The sequence below is a fragment of the Escherichia sp. E2748 genome (assembly GCF_005781125.1).
Taxonomy (GTDB): domain Bacteria; phylum Pseudomonadota; class Gammaproteobacteria; order Enterobacterales; family Enterobacteriaceae; genus Escherichia.
Map to the genome: position 1 here is coordinate 44,225 of NZ_VATP01000021.1, position 17,142 is coordinate 61,366.

Here is a 17,142-nt window from a genome sequence, read left to right on the forward strand (position 1 = left end):
TTCATTTCTGCCCGGAACCACCAAGTCTTGGGCGGGAAAAATAAAAAAACCGACTGTCATGTCGGTTTTTTTATTTCTGTATTCTGGTGCAACCATTCTGTTCTCACGACAATCGCCGTTTCAGAATACCGCCCATCACCGCGCCTTAACCCATTCCGCCACTTCCGCCCACTCACCGCGAAAGACAACTTTTTCCGCTTTTTTCTCAAGCTGATAGCGATACATCGGGTCGTAATACTCTTCAAGCAGCGGCACCAGCCAGGCCAGATGACCGTCGGTTGTGCCGGTTGAGAGTTGCGTTGTCAGCGCTGCATCCAGCCTTGCAGCCAGTTCGTTATAGCGCTGTAACCCCAGCCGACGCTTAATCGCTGAAAGCCCATGATGCAGGTATTCGCAATACTCTTGCCAGCCCTGTTCGTCGCCGTACGCATGGGTAAAATCATGATGCATACGCAAGAAATACTCTTCGTTCAGGCGTTCAAGACGGATCTCAAACGGATCTTCTACCACCGCAATCGCCGCCTGAGTCATTCGCTCGCGCAGGCATTCCGGCAGGTGATTAGAACCGATCATCCGGCTTTCATCTTCCAGCACCCACAGGCGCAGCTCCTGACGGGCGTCGGTTTTTAGCATTTCGGCAGCCAGCAGGTTTTCAAAACTCGCCTGGCTAAGTTGCGGCTGCAATGTGCGACCAAAAGCAGAACCGCGATGGCGCGCCAGCCCTTCCAGATCAACACCGTTCGGCTGTTGTTGCACTAACAGCGTTTTACCGCTGCCGGTACAACCGCCAATCAGCACTATCGGTTTTTGTGCCAGTTCAATGGTCGCCTGAATCGCAGTCTGGCGCAGTACCTTATAACCGCCTTCCACCAGCGGATAATCAATCCCCGCTTCATGCAGCCAGCGTTGCACAATATGTGAACGTTGACCGCCACGGGCGCAGCAGAGAATACCTTGCGGATTTTGCAGACACGCTGCCCGCCAGGCATCCATGCGCTGCTGACGAATTTCACCCGCCACCAGTTTATGCCCCAGCGCCAGCGCCGCGTCAGACCCTTGCTGTTTATAGCAGGTGCCAACGGCGGCGCGTTCATCATTATTCATTAACGGCAGATTGATAGCGGCGGGCATTGCGCCTTGCTCAAACTCGATGGGGGCGCGAACATCAATAATGGGCGTATCAGCAATCAGCAGGGCACGATAGTCCTGTTCCGTGTGTCTCTCTTGCATAGTAAAAAGTGAACCTCAAATCAGCTTGCGCGCTATTTTACGCGCCAACGCGCAAGGAAACTTGATTTTTAACTGTGTGAGTTGCCGAAAATTTCTAAAAATCCACTGATTTCCGGCCTGCGCTGGGTAAATAAGGCCACAATATCTTCCACCGCTTTGCCGCTGCCAAATTTACGCCATGCCAGACTCAATGGCGAAGGCGGGCGCATCGTCGGGATGACCCGGCTGACCAGTTGTTGATTATCAATCATCGACTGGCAAAGTGATTTTGGCAAAAAACCAATGCCAACGCCCGCCAGATGGGCGGCGATTTTCGTTTCCATATCAGGAACAATAATCTCTTTTTGTCCCGGCAAACGCCAGGCGACGCGTTTGGTTAAGGTGCGGGCGCTGTCTTCAATATTGACCGCAGGAAAGCGCCGCAATTGCGCTTCTGTTAGCGGCTCTTCAACCTTTGCCAGTGGATGATCTGCCGCCATGACAAAGCGCCATTGCACCGAACCTAAGGGATCAAGGCTAAAAGTATTTGCCAGTGCTTCTGTTCCCGTGACGCCGATAGCCAGTGAAAAACCTTCGTACAATAGCGAGTCCCAGACGCCCATATAGATTTGTCGGGAGATGTGAAACTGGGTAAAGGGGTAACGTTCATTCAACCACGCCAGCAGTTGGGCGACGGCCTCGGAATTATAGAGCAGGTTGTTGATGACGATATTCACCTGGCGTTCCACGCCATCATTCACCTGTTGCAGCTCGCTGGGCATGCTTTCCAGCCAACTCAGCCAGTCTCTGGCCTGACAAAGCAGATGCTCGCCAGCCGCTGTCAACGTCACGCTGCGAGTCGTGCGGAAAAACAGCGCTACTCCGGTATTCTCTTCCAGAAGCTTAATGCGATAACTGATGGTCGCCGTCGTTTTACATAATCGTTCTGCCGCTTTTGAAAAACTTCCCGTTTCGGCAACAGCAATGAAAGTCCGCAAAGTTTCTGGATCAAACATCTTCAGGTATCCCCTTTTAAATCCGCAGGTTGCGTGATTTTCCTGTCCTTTGATTTACCTGTATTTTCACATGATAACCCTGCGTGATTTGTGGGCTAAATCTAGTTTTGGAAAAATATTCCAACTTTTGTATTGATGTTGTTCTCTTAAGGTTTTAGATTGCCTATTATTGAAACCTGGCTGACCGGTCGGCGGTGGTTGAACGGAATTATGTTACAAGGACAAAAAGATGAAACTTCAGGTATTACCGTTAAGTCAGGAAGCCTTCTGTGCTTATGGCGACGTTATCGAAACGCAGCAACGGGATTTTTTCCATATTAACAATGGCCTGGTGGAGCGCTATCACGATTTGGCGCTGGTTGAGATTCTTGAGCAAGACCGTACGCTTATCAGCATTAACCGCGCGCAACCGGCGAATCTGCCGCTGATCATCCACGAACTCGAACGTCACCCGCTGGGTACTCAGGCATTTATCCCGATGAAAGGTGAAGTGTTTGTAGTGGTCGTGGCGTCAGGTGACGATAAACCAGACCTGTCAACGCTGCGGGCGTTTATCACCAACGGTGAGCAGGGGGTGAATTATCATCGTAACGTCTGGCATCACCCGCTTTTCGCCTGGCAGCGCGTCACCGATTTTCTGACTATCGATCGCGGCGGCAGTGACAACTGTGATGTTGAAAGTATTCCTGAACAGGAACTCTGTTTTGCGTGACGCCTGCAACCGACTTGCATAAGATAAACTAATTGTTCATTGTTTATGCTCACTTGTAGGTCGGAGTTAACGTAGGTATGACGGAAGTTAGACGGCGCGGCAGGCCAGGACAGGCGGAGCCTGTGGCACAGAAGGGCGCACAGGCGTTAGAGCGGGGAATTGCGATTCTGCAATATCTGGAAAAAAGTGGAGGAAGTTCGTCGGTTAGCGATATTTCTCTCAATCTGGATTTGCCGCTCTCGACGACCTTTCGCCTGTTAAAGGTTTTACAGGCAGCGGATTTTGTCTATCAGGACAGTCAGTTAGGCTGGTGGCATATAGGATTAGGTGTCTTTAACGTCGGCGCGGCGTACATCCATAACCGTGATGTCCTCTCCGTTGCCGGGCCGTTTATGCGCCGCCTGATGCTGCTTTCCGGCGAGACGGTCAATGTCGCGATTCGTAACGGCAATGAAGCGGTATTAATTGGTCAGTTAGAGTGTAAATCGATGGTCAGGATGTGTGCGCCGCTGGGCAGTCGTCTGCCGCTGCATGCTTCCGGTGCGGGCAAGGCGCTGCTTTATCCGCTGGCGGAAGAGGAGCTGATGAGCATCATTCTGCAAACCGGTTTGCAGCAGTTTACGCCAACTACGCTTGTGGATATGCCCACCTTGCTGAAGGACCTGGAACAAGCGCGTGAACTGGGCTATACCGTAGATAAAGAAGAGCATGTTATAGGCCTGAATTGCATAGCTTCAGCAATTTACGATGATGTAGGTAGTGTTGTTGCTGCTATCTCCATCTCCGGGCCTTCATCAAGACTGACAGAAGATCGTTTTGTCAGTCAGGGTGAGCTGGTCAGAGACACCGCCCGCGATATCAGCACGGCGTTGGGACTGAAAGCACATCCATAGTGTCTGTCGCATCCCGCTCTGCGGAGCGGGTTTTTTTGACAAAATTTGAAAGTTGGAAAATTTTTCCAATTAATAGAGGTAGGAATAAAATGGCAAAAATGAGAGCCGTTGACGCGGCAATGTATGTGCTGGAGAAAGAAGGTATCACCACCGCCTTCGGCGTTCCGGGAGCTGCAATCAATCCGTTCTACTCAGCGATGCGTAAGCACGGCGGTATTCGTCACATTCTGGCGCGTCACGTGGAAGGTGCGTCGCACATGGCGGAAGGCTATACCCGCGCAACGGCTGGGAATATCGGCGTTTGTTTGGGAACTTCGGGACCAGCAGGCACTGACATGATCACCGCGCTCTATTCTGCTTCTGCTGATTCCATTCCTATTTTGTGCATCACCGGCCAGGCACCGAGAGCCCGTCTGCATAAAGAAGATTTTCAGGCCGTAGATATTGAAGCAATTGCTAAACCGGTCAGCAAAATGGCGGTTACAGTTCGTGAAGCGGCGCTGGTGCCTCGTGTGCTGCAACAGGCATTTCACCTGATGCGTTCTGGGCGTCCGGGTCCGGTACTGGTGGATTTACCGTTCGACGTTCAGGTTGCGGAAATCGAGTTTGATCCTGATATGTACGAACCGCTGCCAGTCTACAAACCTGCAGCCAGCCGTATGCAGATCGAAAAAGCGGTAGAAATGTTAATTCAGGCCGAACGTCCGGTGATTGTTGCCGGGGGCGGGGTGATCAACGCCGATGCCGCGGCGCTGTTACAACAGTTTGCCGAACTGACCAGCGTTCCGGTTATCCCAACGCTGATGGGCTGGGGCTGTATCCCGGACGATCACGAACTGATGGCCGGGATGGTGGGTCTGCAAACTGCGCATCGTTACGGTAACGCAACGTTGCTGGCGTCCGACATGGTGTTTGGTATCGGTAACCGTTTTGCTAACCGTCATACCGGTTCGGTAGAGAAATACACCGAAGGGCGCAAAATCGTTCATATCGATATTGAACCGACGCAAATTGGCCGCGTGCTGTGTCCGGATCTCGGCATTGTCTCTGATGCTAAAGCGGCGCTGACGCTGCTGGTTGAAGTGGCCCAGGAGATGCAAAAAGCGGGTCGTCTGCCGTGTCGTAAAGAGTGGGTTGCTGAGTGCCAGCAGCGCAAACGCACTTTGCTGCGCAAAACCCACTTCGACAACGTGCCAGTGAAACCGCAGCGCGTGTATGAAGAGATGAACAAAGCCTTTGGACGTGATGTTTGCTATGTCACCACCATCGGCCTGTCACAAATCGCTGCGGCGCAAATGCTGCATGTCTTTAAAGACCGTCACTGGATCAACTGTGGTCAGGCAGGCCCGCTGGGCTGGACCATTCCGGCTGCGCTGGGCGTGTGTGCTGCTGATCCAGAACGTAATGTGGTGGCGATTTCCGGTGACTTCGACTTCCAGTTCCTGATTGAAGAATTAGCCGTTGGCGCACAGTTCAACATTCCGTACATCCATGTGCTGGTGAATAACGCCTATCTCGGCCTGATTCGTCAGTCACAACGCGCATTTGATATGGATTACTGCGTACAGCTCGCGTTCGAAAATATTAACTCCAGTGATGTGAACGGTTATGGCGTTGACCACGTGAAAGTAGCGGAAGGTTTAGGTTGTAAAGCTATTCGCGTTTTCAAACCGGAAGATATTGCTCCAGCCTTTGAACAGGCGAAAGCCTTAATGGCGCAGTACTGTGTCCCGGTGGTGGTGGAAATTATGCTGGAACGTGTAACCAATATTTCGATGGGCAGTGAACTGGATAACGTCATGGAATTTGAAGATATCGCCGATAACGCAGCGGATGCACCGACTGAAACCTGCTTCATGCACTATGAATAAGGGAGATAAATAATGTTACGTTTCTCTGCTAATTTATCGATGTTATTTGGTGAATATGATTTTCTCGCCCGTTTTGAGAAAGCTGCACAGTGTGGTTTTCGTGGCGTTGAATTTATGTTCCCTTATGACTACGACATTGAAGAATTAAAACAGGTGCTGGCGAGTAATAAACTCGAACATACGCTGCACAATTTACCGGCAGGTGACTGGGCGGTGGGCGAGCGGGGTATTGCCTGTATTCCTGGCCGTGAAGAAGAGTTTCGGGATGGCGTAGCAGCAGCGATTCGATATGCTCGTGCACTGGGTAATAAAAAAATTAACTGTCTGGTCGGTAAAACACCGGCAGGTTTCAGCAGTGAACAGATTCACGCAACGCTTGTAGCAAACCTACGTTATGCCGCGAATATGCTGATGAAAGAAGATATTTTATTACTGATTGAACCTATTAACCATTTTGATATTCCTGGTTTCCATCTCACCGGAACTCGGCAGGCGCTGAAATTGATTGATGATGTTGGTTGCTGCAATTTGAAAATTCAGTATGACATTTATCACATGCAGCGGATGGAAGGTGAATTAACCAATACCATGACTCAGTGGGCCGATAAAATTGGTCACCTGCAAATTGCCGATAATCCACATCGCGGCGAACCAGGGACCGGAGAAATTAATTACGAATATCTCTTTACGGTAATTGCGCAATCAAACTACGATGGGTGGGTAGGATGTGAATATAAACCGAAGACCACTACGGAAGAGGGATTAGCGTGGATTACCCCTTACTGCTAAATTAAAATATGCTGCAGACAAGGTTTTTAATACCTGGCTGGTGGGGAATGAAGTTATCTGTATTCGATAAATGATAGCAGTTGGCGCGATTTTAACAGGTGTTCCTATGTTTAATATTTCATTTAACCGCGAAAATATGTTGTCTGGTTTTCAGTGGTTTTTCTTCATTTTTTGTAACACCGTAGTGGTTCCGCCAACGTTGCTTTCGGCATTTCAGCTACCGCAAAGCTGTTTGCTGACACTGACGCAATATGCATTTCTGGCAACCGCATTAGCCTGTATCGCTCAGGCATTTTTCGGTCATCGCCGCGCTATTATGGAAGGGCCTGGAGGTTTATGGTGGGGAACGATCCTCACCATCACGTTGGGTGAATCATCGCGAGGTACACCGCTCAATGATATTGCCAATAGTCTGGTAGCAGGAATTGCGATTTCCGGCGTACTGACTATTTTAATTGGTATTAGTGGGTTAGGTCACCGTCTGGCACGCTTGTTCACCCCAACCGTGATGGTCGTTTTTATGTTGATGCTGGGCGCGCAGCTTACCACTATCTTCTTTAAGGGAATGTTAGGTTTGCCGTTTGGTATTGCTGACCCAAATTTTAAAATTCAGTTTCCAGCGTTTGCTCTGTCGGTAGCGGTAATGTGTCTGGTGCTGGCGATGATTATTTTTCTTCCCCAGCGTTTGGCACGTTATGGGGTATTGGTGGGGACAATACTAGGTTGGCTACTTTGGCGTTTCTGCTTTCCTTCATCGCCAATCATTCATTCTGAACTGCACTGGCAATGGTTTCCCTTGGGGAGCGGAGGCAAGTTATCCCCAGGGATTATTGTGACGGCGGTAATTACCGGTCTGGTTAATATCAGCAATACTTATGGCGCAGTCCGGGGTACTGATATTTTTTACCCACAACAAGGGGCGGGAAACAGACGTTATCGTCGAAGTTTCGTGGTCACAGGGGTGATGACGCTGGTGACGGTGCCGATGGCTATTATTCCCTTTTCGCCGTTCGTTTCGTCTATTGGTTTATTAACGCAAACTGGCGATGCGACACGTCGTTCATTTCTCTACGGTAGTGCGATTTGTTTGTTGGTAGCGATGACTCCGCCACTGACGCGCTTATTCAGCAGTATTCCGCTGCCGGTAACGAGTGCGGTAATGTTAGTGTCTTATTTGCCATTACTCTTTTCTGCGCTACTTTTTAGCCAACAAATTAACTTTACGGCGCGTAATGTTTATCGACTCGCACTACCGTTATTTGTTGGGATCTTTTTAATGGGATTACCGCCTGTCTATTTACAGGATCTGCCATTAACGCTTCGCCCATTATTAAGTAACGGATTGCTGGTTAGTATTTTGTTGGCGGTGTTAATGGATAATCTGATTCCGTGGCATCGGCTGAAATGAGGTGACGGGTGACGAGAATTAGCCACCCGATATGGCTCAACTGAACTTACTCTGCGCCCACATCACGCCGCTGGCATACTCCGGCGGCAGTAATGGGATCAGCGCTTCCAGCGTCGCGGTCAGACGCGATGTGTCGCTGTCGGTCAAATTCAGATGACCCACTTTACGGCCCGGACGGACTTCTTTGTCGTACCAGTGCAGATGCACCAGCGGCAGTTTCAGCCAGCCATAATTCACATCGCTACCAATCAGGTTGATCATCACCGACGGACTATTCACTACTGGTTGCGGTAACGGCAGATCGGTAATCGCCCGCAGATGCAGCTCAAACTGGCTGATGCTGGCGCCGTTTTGCGTCCAGTGACCGCTGTTATGCACACGCGGTGCCAGTTCGTTGATCAACAGACCTTGCGGGGTGACAAAACACTCCATCGCCATCACGCCCACATAGCCCAGCTCCTGCATAATCGCCGACAACATCTCTTCAGCTTGCGCCTGCTGCTGCGCGTTAGCCTGCGGGAACGCGACGCTGGTGCGCAAAATACCGTCCTGATGCAGGTTATGCGTCAGCGGATAAAACACTGTGCTGCCATCAAAGCCGCGTGCGCCAACCAGCGACACTTCACCAGAGAAGTTAATGCCCTGCTCGACAATACATTCGCCGTAACACTCTGCCGGTAACTGTTCGGTTTCATCGGCGCGTAAACGCCATTGACCGCGACCGTCATAGCCACCAGTGCGACGCTTAACAATCGCCAGCTCACCTAAACGATCAAACACCGCAGGCCACTCGCTACGATCGGCAAGTAACTGCCACGGCGCGGTCGGCAGGTGGAGCTTATCGAAAAGCTGCTTCTGAGTCAGACGGTCGGCAATAATCGGGAACACATCGCGGTTTACAAATGCCGGATGGCGCGCCAGCTCGCGGGTTAATGCGGTTTCCGGCCAGCGTTCGATCTCAGCGGTAATCACGCTTTGTTGAAAAGGCACCGCCGCCGGTTCAGCGTCCAGCCCGACCGGCCAGACAGCAATGCCTAACGGTTCGCCAGCCTGGCGCAGCATACGGCCTAACTGCCCGTTACCGAGGACGCAAACCTGTTTCATGCCGCACCTCGAGGGTCCGGGTTTTCCAGCACTTCGTCGGTCTGGGCTTTGCGCCAGTCATTCAGACGCTGGTGCAGTTCTTTATCATGAGTCGCAAGAATTTGTGCTGCCAGTAACGCCGCGTTTGCCGCGCCTGCTTTACCAATCGCCAGCGTACCTACAGGAATGCCGCGCGGCATTTGTACGATGGAGTAGAGGCTATCGACACCGCTCAGTGCGGCGCTCTGTACGGGCACGCCCAGCACTGGCACCAGCGTTTTGGCGGCAATCATGCCCGGCAGGTGTGCAGCGCCGCCTGCGCCAGCAATAATCACCTGATAACCGTTCTCTTCGGCGCTTTCGGCGAAGCTGAACAGTTTATCGGGGGTACGGTGAGCAGAAACCACTTCAACGTGGTGCGGGACATTCAGGATTTCGAAGATTTCGGCGGCGAACTGCATGGTAGCCCAGTCACTTTTGGACCCCATCACGATGGCGACACGCGCCGGATTATTGCGGGAAGACATGCGTCTTAAAACTCCTGTGGTGCACAACTCTCGGCTTTAGAGGGCACAGAGAATAGCACGGAAAGAGAGCAAGGAAAACGGTTGCGTAGGCGGAATTAACCGTCAGTTGTTGAGTTTTTAGTCTGCTCTGCGTGTTGATTATGCGCTCTGGCTGAACTGGCAAAGAATGCCCATATCAGCACAATGCTCCACGGAAAAAAGCAAATACCAACAATCAATATAAATCTTTCTACAAAGCGTTGGTTGTGAGGGCGGGTGAGTACTAAATAAATGAGCCAGAAATAGACTATCCACGAAATGACCGCCGCAGCTACCAGTGACAATGCGCCAAAATAGAAGCCGACAAGACCGAACCAGCTAATACACAGAGGTGCACCTGCCGTAAGAGCGATGCCAGAAATCAAAAATCCGTTGCAGCGTTGCATAATAATATTCCCTGTTGTTATTTCACTCAGGGATTTATTACCTTGCTGGCTCAGAAAAAGATATACAGGTTGCGTTAGTCCGGCGCTTTTTCAGAATCTATTCATTCGTGTTCAGAAGGGAAAATGAATTAATTCAACGTCATCTGCCGTGACTTTCACCATTGAACCTTTCGTATGCCAGGCACCGAGTACCACGCGAAAAGCCGGTTGCGCATTGGCGATGAGCTCATGCACCGCCGGGCGATGGGTATGCCCGTGGATCAGCCATTGCACCTGATGTTTTTCCATCGCACTGACCACCGCGTTTTGGTTAACGTCCATGATCGCCAGCGATTTGCTGCTGTTGGCTTCTTTACTGTTCGCTCGCATTCGCGCGGCAATACGTTTGCGTACAAACAATGGCAGGGCGAGGAATAACGTTTGCAGCCAGGGTTTGTGGACTTTAGCGCGAAAAGCCTGATAACCCACATCGTCAGTGCACAGCGTGTCACCATGCATAATCAGCACCCGACGACCATAAAGTTCGAGCACCTTCTCTTCCGGCAATAATGTCATGCCGCTTTCACGGGCAAAGCGTTTGCCGAGCAGAAAATCACGGTTGCCATGAATGAAATAACAGGGAACGCCGGAATCGGATACCGCTTTGATCGCAGCCGCCATCTGGCGATGAAACGGGCTGGGATCGTCGTCGCCAATCCAGGCTTCAAACAGATCGCCAAGAATATACAGCGCGTCGGCCTTGCGGGCTTCTCCCGCTAAAAAACGCAGAAAACCGGCGGTGATCGCCGGTTCTTCCACGCAGAGATGAAGATCTGCAATAAAGAGTGTCGCCACGATTACTCGCTAACGGTCACGCTTTCAATGATAACGTCTTCTTTTGGCACGTCCTGGTGCATACCGCTACGACCGGTAGCGACACCTTTGATTTTGTCGACTACGTCCATGCCTTCAACCACTTCAGCAAACACGCAGTAACCCCAACCTTGCAGGCTCTCGCCGGAGAAGTTCAGGAAGTCGTTATCAACCACGTTGATGAAGAACTGGGCAGTTGCAGAGTGCGGTGCCTGAGTACGGGCCATTGCCAGCGTACCACGGGTGTTTTTCAGACCGTTGTTGGCTTCGTTTTTGATCGGCTCTTTGGTGGCTTTTTGTTTCATGCCCGGCTCAAAACCGCCGCCCTGAATCATAAAACCGTTGATAACACGGTGGAAAATGGTGTTGTTGTAAAAACCTTCGCGGCAGTAGTCCAGGAAGTTTTTAACTGTTTCAGGTGCTTTATCGTCAAAAGTTTTGATGACAATATCGCCGTGATTGGTGTGGAAAGTAACCATTTTTGCATCCTGTTCCGTTTGATTGGTGCTTCAACCCGGTTCGGGTCATATATAGGGTGGTGTTATAGCATAACCGCACGATCGGATCATCTCGCAATGTATGCTGATTCGCGCGGGAAATATGGGTATTATACGCAACTCAATTACCCACACATGTCTAAACGGAATCTTCGATGCTAAAAATCTTCAATACTCTGACACGCCAAAAAGAGGAATTTAAGCCTATTCACGCCGGGGAAGTCGGCATGTACGTGTGTGGAATCACCGTTTACGATCTCTGTCATATCGGTCACGGGCGTACCTTTGTTGCCTTTGACGTGGTTGCGCGTTACCTGCGTTTCCTCGGCTATAAGTTGAAGTATGTGCGTAACATTACCGATATCGACGACAAAATCATCAAACGCGCCAATGAAAATGGCGAAAGCTTTGTGGCGCTGGTGGATCGCATGATCGCCGAAATGCACAAAGATTTTGATGCTTTGAACATTCTGCGCCCGGATATGGAGCCGCGCGCGACGCACCATATCGCAGAAATTATTGAACTCACTGAACAACTGATCGCCAAAGGTCACGCTTATGTGGCGGACAACGGCGACGTGATGTTCGACGTACCGACCGATCCGACTTATGGCGTGCTGTCGCGTCAGGATCTCGACCAGTTGCAGGCAGGCGCGCGCGTTGACGTGGTCGACGACAAACGCAACCCGATGGACTTCGTTCTGTGGAAGATGTCGAAAGAGGGCGAACCGAGCTGGCCGTCTCCGTGGGGCGCGGGCCGTCCTGGCTGGCACATTGAATGTTCGGCAATGAACTGCAAGCAGCTGGGTAACCACTTTGATATCCACGGCGGCGGTTCAGATCTGATGTTCCCGCACCACGAGAACGAAATCGCTCAGTCCACCTGTGCCCATGATGGTCAGTATGTGAATTACTGGATGCACTCCGGGATGGTGATGGTTGACCGCGAGAAGATGTCGAAATCGCTGGGTAACTTCTTTACCGTGCGCGATGTGCTGAAATACTACGATGCGGAAACCGTGCGTTACTTCCTGATGTCGGGCCACTATCGCAGCCAGCTGAACTACAGCGAAGAGAACCTGAAGCAGGCGCGTGCGGCGCTGGAGCGTCTCTACACTGCGCTGCGCGGTACAGACAAAACCGTTGCTCCTGCTGGTGGCGAAGCGTTTGAAGCGCGCTTTATTGAAGCGATGGACGATGATTTCAACACCCCGGAAGCCTATTCCGTGCTGTTTGATATGGCGCGTGAAGTGAACCGTCTGAAAGCAGAAGATATGGCAGCGGCGAACGCAATGGCATCTCACCTGCGTAAACTTTCCGCTGTATTGGGCCTGCTGGAGCAAGAACCGGAAGCGTTCCTGCAAAGCGGTGCGCAGGCAGACGACAGCGAAGTGGCTGAGATTGAAGCGTTAATTCAACAGCGTCTGGATGCCCGTAAAGCGAAAGACTGGGCGGCGGCAGATGCGGCGCGTGACCGTCTGAATGAGATGGGGATCGTGCTGGAAGATGGCCCGCAAGGGACCACCTGGCGTCGTAAGTAATTGCTCTATCGCCGGATGCGAGTTCTCGCATCCGGTTATCGCCTGCGCCACCACAACATTCCCATCAGCACCATCCCCGGCAACCATACCCACATCAATTCGGAAATTATCACCTGATGCCCGTACGGCGTGGTGTAACGAGACAAGGCAAACGGCGCGACTTTAATCACCTGCCAGGGAGCGAAAAAGCGTTCATCTGACCACGGCCACAGCCAGCCAACGCCCTTACCGCCAGTGGTTACCGAATCCAGCAAACTGTGCGATAACAACGAGACGGTTAAAAACAGCCAGCAGCGAATCAGCCCAGCCCTGAACCATCGACGCCCAATCAGTACGCATAACAGCGGGACAACAAACGCAAACACCAGCGAATGGGTAAACCCGCGATGACCAAAAACATTGCCGTAAGCAACGCCAAATTTAAACGACAATACATCGGCATCGGGCAGCATCGCCAGGACGATTCCGGCAAATAACAGACGCGGCGGGATGATTTTCGAGCCCAATCCTAAACCAATACAAAGGGGAACGGCGGCGTGGGTAATAACGGTTGGCATGATGATCGCTTCGGCAAAATGTCGACGCTATCAGCCTGTATGAAAGCGACGAAGAGGGCAAAGGTCTGAAAAGAGAATCGGCCTGCGTACAGGCAGGCCGAAGTGGGCTCAGGCAACAACCTGTACGCTGTGACCCGCAAAACTCACAGTCTGACCGGCGACGATTTTGCAACGTTTACGCGTTTCAACTTCGCCGTCGACTTTTACCTGGCCTTCTGCAATCGCGATTTTCGCCTGCGCGCCGCTTTCGCTCCAGCCTTCCAGTTTCAGCAAGTCGCACAGCTCAACGTGCGGATGTTTACCTAAAGAAAATGTCGCCATGTTACTCACCCTGTGGATCATGATATTCAACGCACGCCTGTAGCGTGTTTTCAATCAGCGTGGCAACCGTCATCGGGCCAACGCCGCCGGGGACAGGCGTAATCCAGGAGGCGCGTTTAGCCGCGTCTTCAAACACTACGTCGCCCACAACTTTGCCATTTTCCAGACGGTTGATGCCGACATCAATCACAATTGCGCCTTCTTTGATCCAGTCACCTGGAATAAAGCCCGGCTTACCGACGGCAACGATCAACAGATCGGCGTTTTCTACATGATGACGCAGATTTTTAGTGAAGCGGTGAGTCACGGTGGTGGTGCAACCTGCCAGCAGCAGTTCCATGCTCATCGGGCGACCAACGATATTCGATGCGCCAATCACCACGGCGTTGAGGCCGAAAGTATCAATGTTGTAACGCTCAAGCAGCGTGACGATACCGCGCGGAGTGCAGGGACGTAGACGCGGCGCGCGCTGGCACAGACGACCGACGTTGTAAGGATGGAAACCGTCCACGTCTTTGTCCGGGTGAATACGTTCCAGCACTTTGACGTTATCAATACCTGCCGGTAATGGCAGTTGTACCAGAATGCCATCGATGGTGTTGTCGGCATTCAGTACATCGATAAGCTCCAGCAGCTCTGCTTCGCTGGTGGTTTCCGGAAGGTCGTATGAGCGGGAGATGAATCCCACCTCTTCGCAAGCTTTGCGTTTGCTTGCGACATAAATTTGCGATGCAGGGTTGCTACCCACCAGCACAACGGCCAGTCCCGGCGCCCGCAGTCCGGCTGCAATACGCGCCTGAACTTTTTGAGCAACCTCAGAGCGCACCTGCTGCGCAATCGTTTTACCATCTATAATCTTTGCTGCCATCAGAGAGAGGATTCCATCTGTTACGTAGGTCGAAGGGGATGCGCCTATTTTGTCAGAAGCGGGGCGCGCTGTCAGGTTTCGTTTTCTGGACTATCTGTAATCCACTGTTTTTTTGGCAACAGAGAGTTGCTGGTTTGATAGTTACCCGGCTCATATAAACGCACAATTATTCGTAACGTAAGAAAATTGTACTCTTTATCAATGAAAACAGGTTTACCTGTCCCAGACTGAGGGCGGATATGTGTTTCCTTGCTCTCATGGTGAGATAAATAGACACCGCCGTACACTTGTTCAGCAACCGGTTCAAAAGCCATTGACTCAGCAAGGGTTGACCGTATAATTCACGCGATTACAGCATCTCGCGGTGTAATGCGCCCTTAGCTCAGTTGGATAGAGCAACGACCTTCTAAGTCGTGGGCCGCAGGTTCGAATCCTGCAGGGCGCGCCATTACAATTCAATCAGTTACGCCTTCTTTATTTCCCCATATTTTCAGAAATGGCACATCTTTGGGATATCATCACCAAAAATGTCGTCAGTTTTCCTCGCGTGCTCCGTCAAATGATTAGGCGCAAGGTGAGCATATCTACGCACCATTTCTATGGATTCCCATCCGCCCATTTCCTGAAGCACTGATGAAGAACATCAATGAATGCACCAGGAGGAAACCAGTGAGTTAGGTTCAAACTGTAGTACAATTCTCTTCGGTATTAACAGGAAAGAATATGCTATGAACCCTTATATTTATCTTGGTGGTGCAATACTTGCAGAGGTAATTGGTACAACCTTAATGAAGTTTTCAGAGGGTTTTACACGGTTATGGCCCTCTGTTGGTACAATTATTTGTTACTGTGCATCATTCTGGTTATTAGCTCAGACGCTGGCTTATATTCCTACAGGGATTGCTTATGCTATCTGGTCAGGAGTCGGTATCGTCCTGATTAGTTTACTGTCCTGGGGATTTTTCGGCCAACGACTGGATCTGCCAGCCATTATCGGCATGATGTTGATTTGTGCCGGAGTGTTGGTAATTAACTTATTGTCACGAAGCGCACCACATTAAAAATAGTTTCGTTCGAGTTTAATAAAATGCATCAGCCCGTATGTTTATTCGGGCTGCTTTTTTATACTACGGGTAAATATTTTTAAGCACGTGGAGCTGGGGATTACCACATTTGCGTTCTGAACAGTAGCAATAAAGTTTTCGGTGAGAAATGCTGTCGGCATTTGTGATTAAATGATTTATAGCAATATAAAAAGGAACTCTTAAGTCTGTTTATTTTTTTAGATTCATACTCATCGTGGATAAAAATCAGAACCACCCGCTGAACGGGTGGTTTTACGTAAGTTTAATTTTATAATTTCAGTGATTTTTTTACGCTACAATAATGCAAATGATAGTGGACAAAAAACACAATCAGTCAATGGGGTCACTGTAGGATGCAACTGCCTGAGCATGGTAACCTGCCCCAAATTGCTGTCTGAACCCATCATTGCTAAGATAATAATAAGAATTATTATCTTTATTAAAGGCGTAAATGCCACACAAACCGGAGTCCTCATTAATTGTGTTCCATCCGCTATTAGCTACATTACCCCATTCCTGGTAAAGTCCTGCGTTAACTTCTCGCTTGATAATATGTGTTGCATAATGATCATCATAATCGTAACTATCGATATCCTGCGCTTCAGGAAATTCCCCGTTCATTTTTTTAATCCACGGTAAAACATCTTTAACCGATTTATAATTTTCAATGCTGTATTTGAAAAAACGCTTTACGATAAATAAATAAACACCGGCAGATTGATTTGTTATTTTATCAGTGGCGTAAATACCAAATAACTTCCAAACACACTTTTCATCTACGTTCGGAAAAGTCACTGTGCCATCCTGACTCACCGCCAGAACATTATTGTCTGCATCAGTGACACAGCTCCATGTTACCTTATCATTATTAACAGGGTCATTATCAATGACCATCTTGAAGGTGGCTCCAGGGAACAAGCTGTTAGGAAAATTGTAACCATACTTCATATCATTGTTAATATCATAGATATGGTTATCAACTAAAACACCTGTAATTTTACTCATCATTGACTCTCTTTGTTTATTAAATAAAAGGTTATATTCCTGTGTAAAGGAATATGCTGATATTAATGCAGTCAATGAATAAGTGTTCTTATTTAAAATTTATATAGTGGTATGAATATTATTATATACCCCCTCTGAGTAGTGGCTACGCCGATTATTCGTGTCTTGTACGGGAATATCTAGAAAGTGCCAAATCGCCGCAAGTGTAAGCCTGAGCAGAAGTCATCCGAAAATCATTTATTATTTCAGGCGTCAGCGCAACGACAAGAGCCAATGATCTGGTTGGTATTCTTACCGGATACAAGGCTTACGGAGCGATAGCCGGTTGTACGTTCTTCATTGCGTGTGGTGGGACGGTTTTGAACCACGTGCGTGGGATGCTGGAAGCCTGATGGATTTTGCCGTACCGGTGGTGGCATGGCTGCTGGTCTGGCTGTTGTTTCGATGAATATCGTACAACGCAGGATAATATGGGGTACTGGC

19 protein-coding genes, 1 tRNA gene and 2 pseudogenes are annotated in these 17,142 nt (G+C 50.0%); 9 read left to right on the forward strand and 13 right to left on the reverse strand.

Going from position 1 to position 17,142, the window contains the following annotated elements; genetic code table 11:
• Positions 1 to 135 precede the first annotated feature (135 nt).
• The gene (gene mnmH, locus FEK42_RS16675; protein ID WP_135492566.1) at positions 136 to 1,230 is read right to left on the reverse strand and encodes a tRNA 2-selenouridine(34) synthase MnmH; all 1,095 of its coding nucleotides are present in this window, start codon (positions 1,228 to 1,230) and stop codon (positions 136 to 138) included.
• A gap of 68 nt (positions 1,231 to 1,298) precedes the next feature.
• Positions 1,299 to 2,225: an HTH-type transcriptional activator AllS gene (gene allS / locus FEK42_RS16680; RefSeq protein ID WP_131161003.1), complete on the reverse strand. Its 927-nt coding sequence runs from the start codon at positions 2,223 to 2,225 to the stop codon at positions 1,299 to 1,301.
• A gap of 229 nt (positions 2,226 to 2,454) precedes the next feature.
• On the opposite strand from allS, the gene allA reads away from it, so the two are divergent.
• From allA to FEK42_RS16705, 5 genes are all read left to right on the forward strand, one after another.
• Positions 2,455 to 2,937, forward strand: coding sequence for an ureidoglycolate lyase (gene allA, locus FEK42_RS16685; protein WP_135492568.1), 483 nt, complete (start codon positions 2,455 to 2,457; stop codon positions 2,935 to 2,937).
• Between the two features lie 77 nt (positions 2,938 to 3,014).
• Positions 3,015 to 3,830, forward strand: coding sequence for an HTH-type transcriptional repressor AllR (allR, locus tag FEK42_RS16690; RefSeq protein ID WP_060707197.1), 816 nt, complete (start codon positions 3,015 to 3,017; stop codon positions 3,828 to 3,830).
• An 89-nt stretch (positions 3,831 to 3,919) separates the two neighbouring features.
• On the forward strand, positions 3,920 to 5,701 hold the full coding sequence (gene gcl, locus FEK42_RS16695; protein ID WP_138211897.1) for a glyoxylate carboligase: 1,782 nt from the start codon (positions 3,920 to 3,922) through the stop codon (positions 5,699 to 5,701).
• Between the two features lie 12 nt (positions 5,702 to 5,713).
• Positions 5,714 to 6,490: a hydroxypyruvate isomerase gene (hyi, locus tag FEK42_RS16700; RefSeq protein ID WP_135492572.1), complete on the forward strand. Its 777-nt coding sequence runs from the start codon at positions 5,714 to 5,716 to the stop codon at positions 6,488 to 6,490.
• Positions 6,491 to 6,596: 106 nt separating this feature from the next.
• Positions 6,597 to 7,898 carry a uracil/xanthine transporter gene (locus FEK42_RS16705; protein WP_130206365.1) on the forward strand — a complete coding sequence of 434 codons (1,302 nt, stop codon included), beginning with the start codon at positions 6,597 to 6,599 and terminating at the stop codon, positions 7,896 to 7,898.
• A 36-nt stretch (positions 7,899 to 7,934) separates the two neighbouring features.
• On the opposite strand, the gene purK is transcribed toward FEK42_RS16705, so the two are convergent.
• The 5 genes from purK to ppiB form a co-directional block, all read right to left on the reverse strand.
• Entirely contained in the window at positions 7,935 to 9,002 is a 1,068-nt protein-coding gene (gene purK, locus FEK42_RS16710) for a 5-(carboxyamino)imidazole ribonucleotide synthase (RefSeq protein WP_135492574.1), read from the reverse strand.
• A complete protein-coding gene (gene purE, locus FEK42_RS16715; RefSeq protein WP_001295318.1) occupies positions 8,999 to 9,508 on the reverse strand; it encodes a 5-(carboxyamino)imidazole ribonucleotide mutase in 510 nt (169 codons plus the stop codon). Before purE ends, purK begins: the two co-directional genes overlap by 4 nt.
• Before the next feature lie 95 nt (positions 9,509 to 9,603).
• Positions 9,604 to 9,933, reverse strand: a complete 330-nt coding sequence (locus FEK42_RS16720) for a hypothetical protein (protein ID WP_130260270.1) — start codon at positions 9,931 to 9,933, stop codon at positions 9,604 to 9,606.
• A gap of 111 nt (positions 9,934 to 10,044) precedes the next feature.
• Positions 10,045 to 10,767: a UDP-2,3-diacylglucosamine diphosphatase gene (gene lpxH / locus FEK42_RS16725; RefSeq protein WP_130206371.1), complete on the reverse strand. Its 723-nt coding sequence runs from the start codon at positions 10,765 to 10,767 to the stop codon at positions 10,045 to 10,047.
• A gap of 2 nt (positions 10,768 to 10,769) precedes the next feature.
• Positions 10,770 to 11,264 (reverse strand): peptidylprolyl isomerase B, encoded by a 495-nt coding sequence (ppiB, locus tag FEK42_RS16730; RefSeq protein WP_000256002.1) that lies wholly within the window; start codon positions 11,262 to 11,264, stop codon positions 10,770 to 10,772.
• Positions 11,265 to 11,437: 173 nt separating this feature from the next.
• Here ppiB and cysS point away from each other — a divergent pair, with 173 nt between their 5' ends.
• Positions 11,438 to 12,823: a cysteine--tRNA ligase gene (gene cysS / locus FEK42_RS16735; RefSeq protein WP_000912345.1), complete on the forward strand. Its 1,386-nt coding sequence runs from the start codon at positions 11,438 to 11,440 to the stop codon at positions 12,821 to 12,823.
• 35 nt (positions 12,824 to 12,858) lie between these two features.
• On the opposite strand, the gene FEK42_RS16740 is transcribed toward cysS, so the two are convergent.
• The 4 genes from FEK42_RS16740 to FEK42_RS16755 all read right to left on the reverse strand — a co-directional run bounded on the left by FEK42_RS16740 (position 12,859) and on the right by FEK42_RS16755 (position 14,883).
• Positions 12,859 to 13,380, reverse strand: coding sequence for a metal-dependent hydrolase (locus tag FEK42_RS16740; protein ID WP_135492576.1), 522 nt, complete (start codon positions 13,378 to 13,380; stop codon positions 12,859 to 12,861).
• Between the two features lie 108 nt (positions 13,381 to 13,488).
• Positions 13,489 to 13,701 carry a ribosome-associated protein YbcJ gene (gene ybcJ / locus FEK42_RS16745; RefSeq protein WP_130206373.1) on the reverse strand — a complete coding sequence of 71 codons (213 nt, stop codon included), beginning with the start codon at positions 13,699 to 13,701 and terminating at the stop codon, positions 13,489 to 13,491.
• Position 13,702: 1 nt separating this feature from the next.
• The gene (folD, locus tag FEK42_RS16750) at positions 13,703 to 14,569 is read right to left on the reverse strand and encodes a bifunctional methylenetetrahydrofolate dehydrogenase/methenyltetrahydrofolate cyclohydrolase FolD (RefSeq protein WP_130206375.1); all 867 of its coding nucleotides are present in this window, start codon (positions 14,567 to 14,569) and stop codon (positions 13,703 to 13,705) included.
• A 71-nt stretch (positions 14,570 to 14,640) separates the two neighbouring features.
• Complete coding sequence (locus FEK42_RS16755; RefSeq protein WP_135492578.1) at positions 14,641 to 14,883, reverse strand: hypothetical protein; 243 nt, start codon at positions 14,881 to 14,883, stop codon at positions 14,641 to 14,643.
• A gap of 57 nt (positions 14,884 to 14,940) precedes the next feature.
• Here FEK42_RS16755 and FEK42_RS16760 point away from each other — a divergent pair.
• A tRNA-Arg gene (locus tag FEK42_RS16760) sits at positions 14,941 to 15,017 on the forward strand.
• Positions 15,018 to 15,059: 42 nt separating this feature from the next.
• On the opposite strand, the pseudogene FEK42_RS16765 reads toward FEK42_RS16760, so the two are convergent.
• Positions 15,060 to 15,203: pseudogene (locus tag FEK42_RS16765) on the reverse strand (integrase); the annotation flags it as partial.
• A 94-nt stretch (positions 15,204 to 15,297) separates the two neighbouring features.
• Between FEK42_RS16765 and emrE the strand changes: the two are divergent.
• Complete coding sequence (emrE, locus tag FEK42_RS16770; protein WP_001070440.1) at positions 15,298 to 15,630, forward strand: multidrug efflux SMR transporter EmrE; 333 nt, start codon at positions 15,298 to 15,300, stop codon at positions 15,628 to 15,630.
• A gap of 354 nt (positions 15,631 to 15,984) precedes the next feature.
• Here the strand turns inward: emrE and FEK42_RS16775 are convergent, their stop codons facing one another.
• Positions 15,985 to 16,662 (reverse strand): hypothetical protein, encoded by a 678-nt coding sequence (locus FEK42_RS16775; protein ID WP_135492580.1) that lies wholly within the window; start codon positions 16,660 to 16,662, stop codon positions 15,985 to 15,987.
• Between the two features lie 236 nt (positions 16,663 to 16,898).
• On the opposite strand from FEK42_RS16775, the pseudogene FEK42_RS16780 reads away from it, so the two are divergent.
• Positions 16,899 to 17,107 (forward strand): annotated as a pseudogene (locus FEK42_RS16780) (hypothetical protein).
• Positions 17,108 to 17,142: the final 35 nt, after the last annotated feature.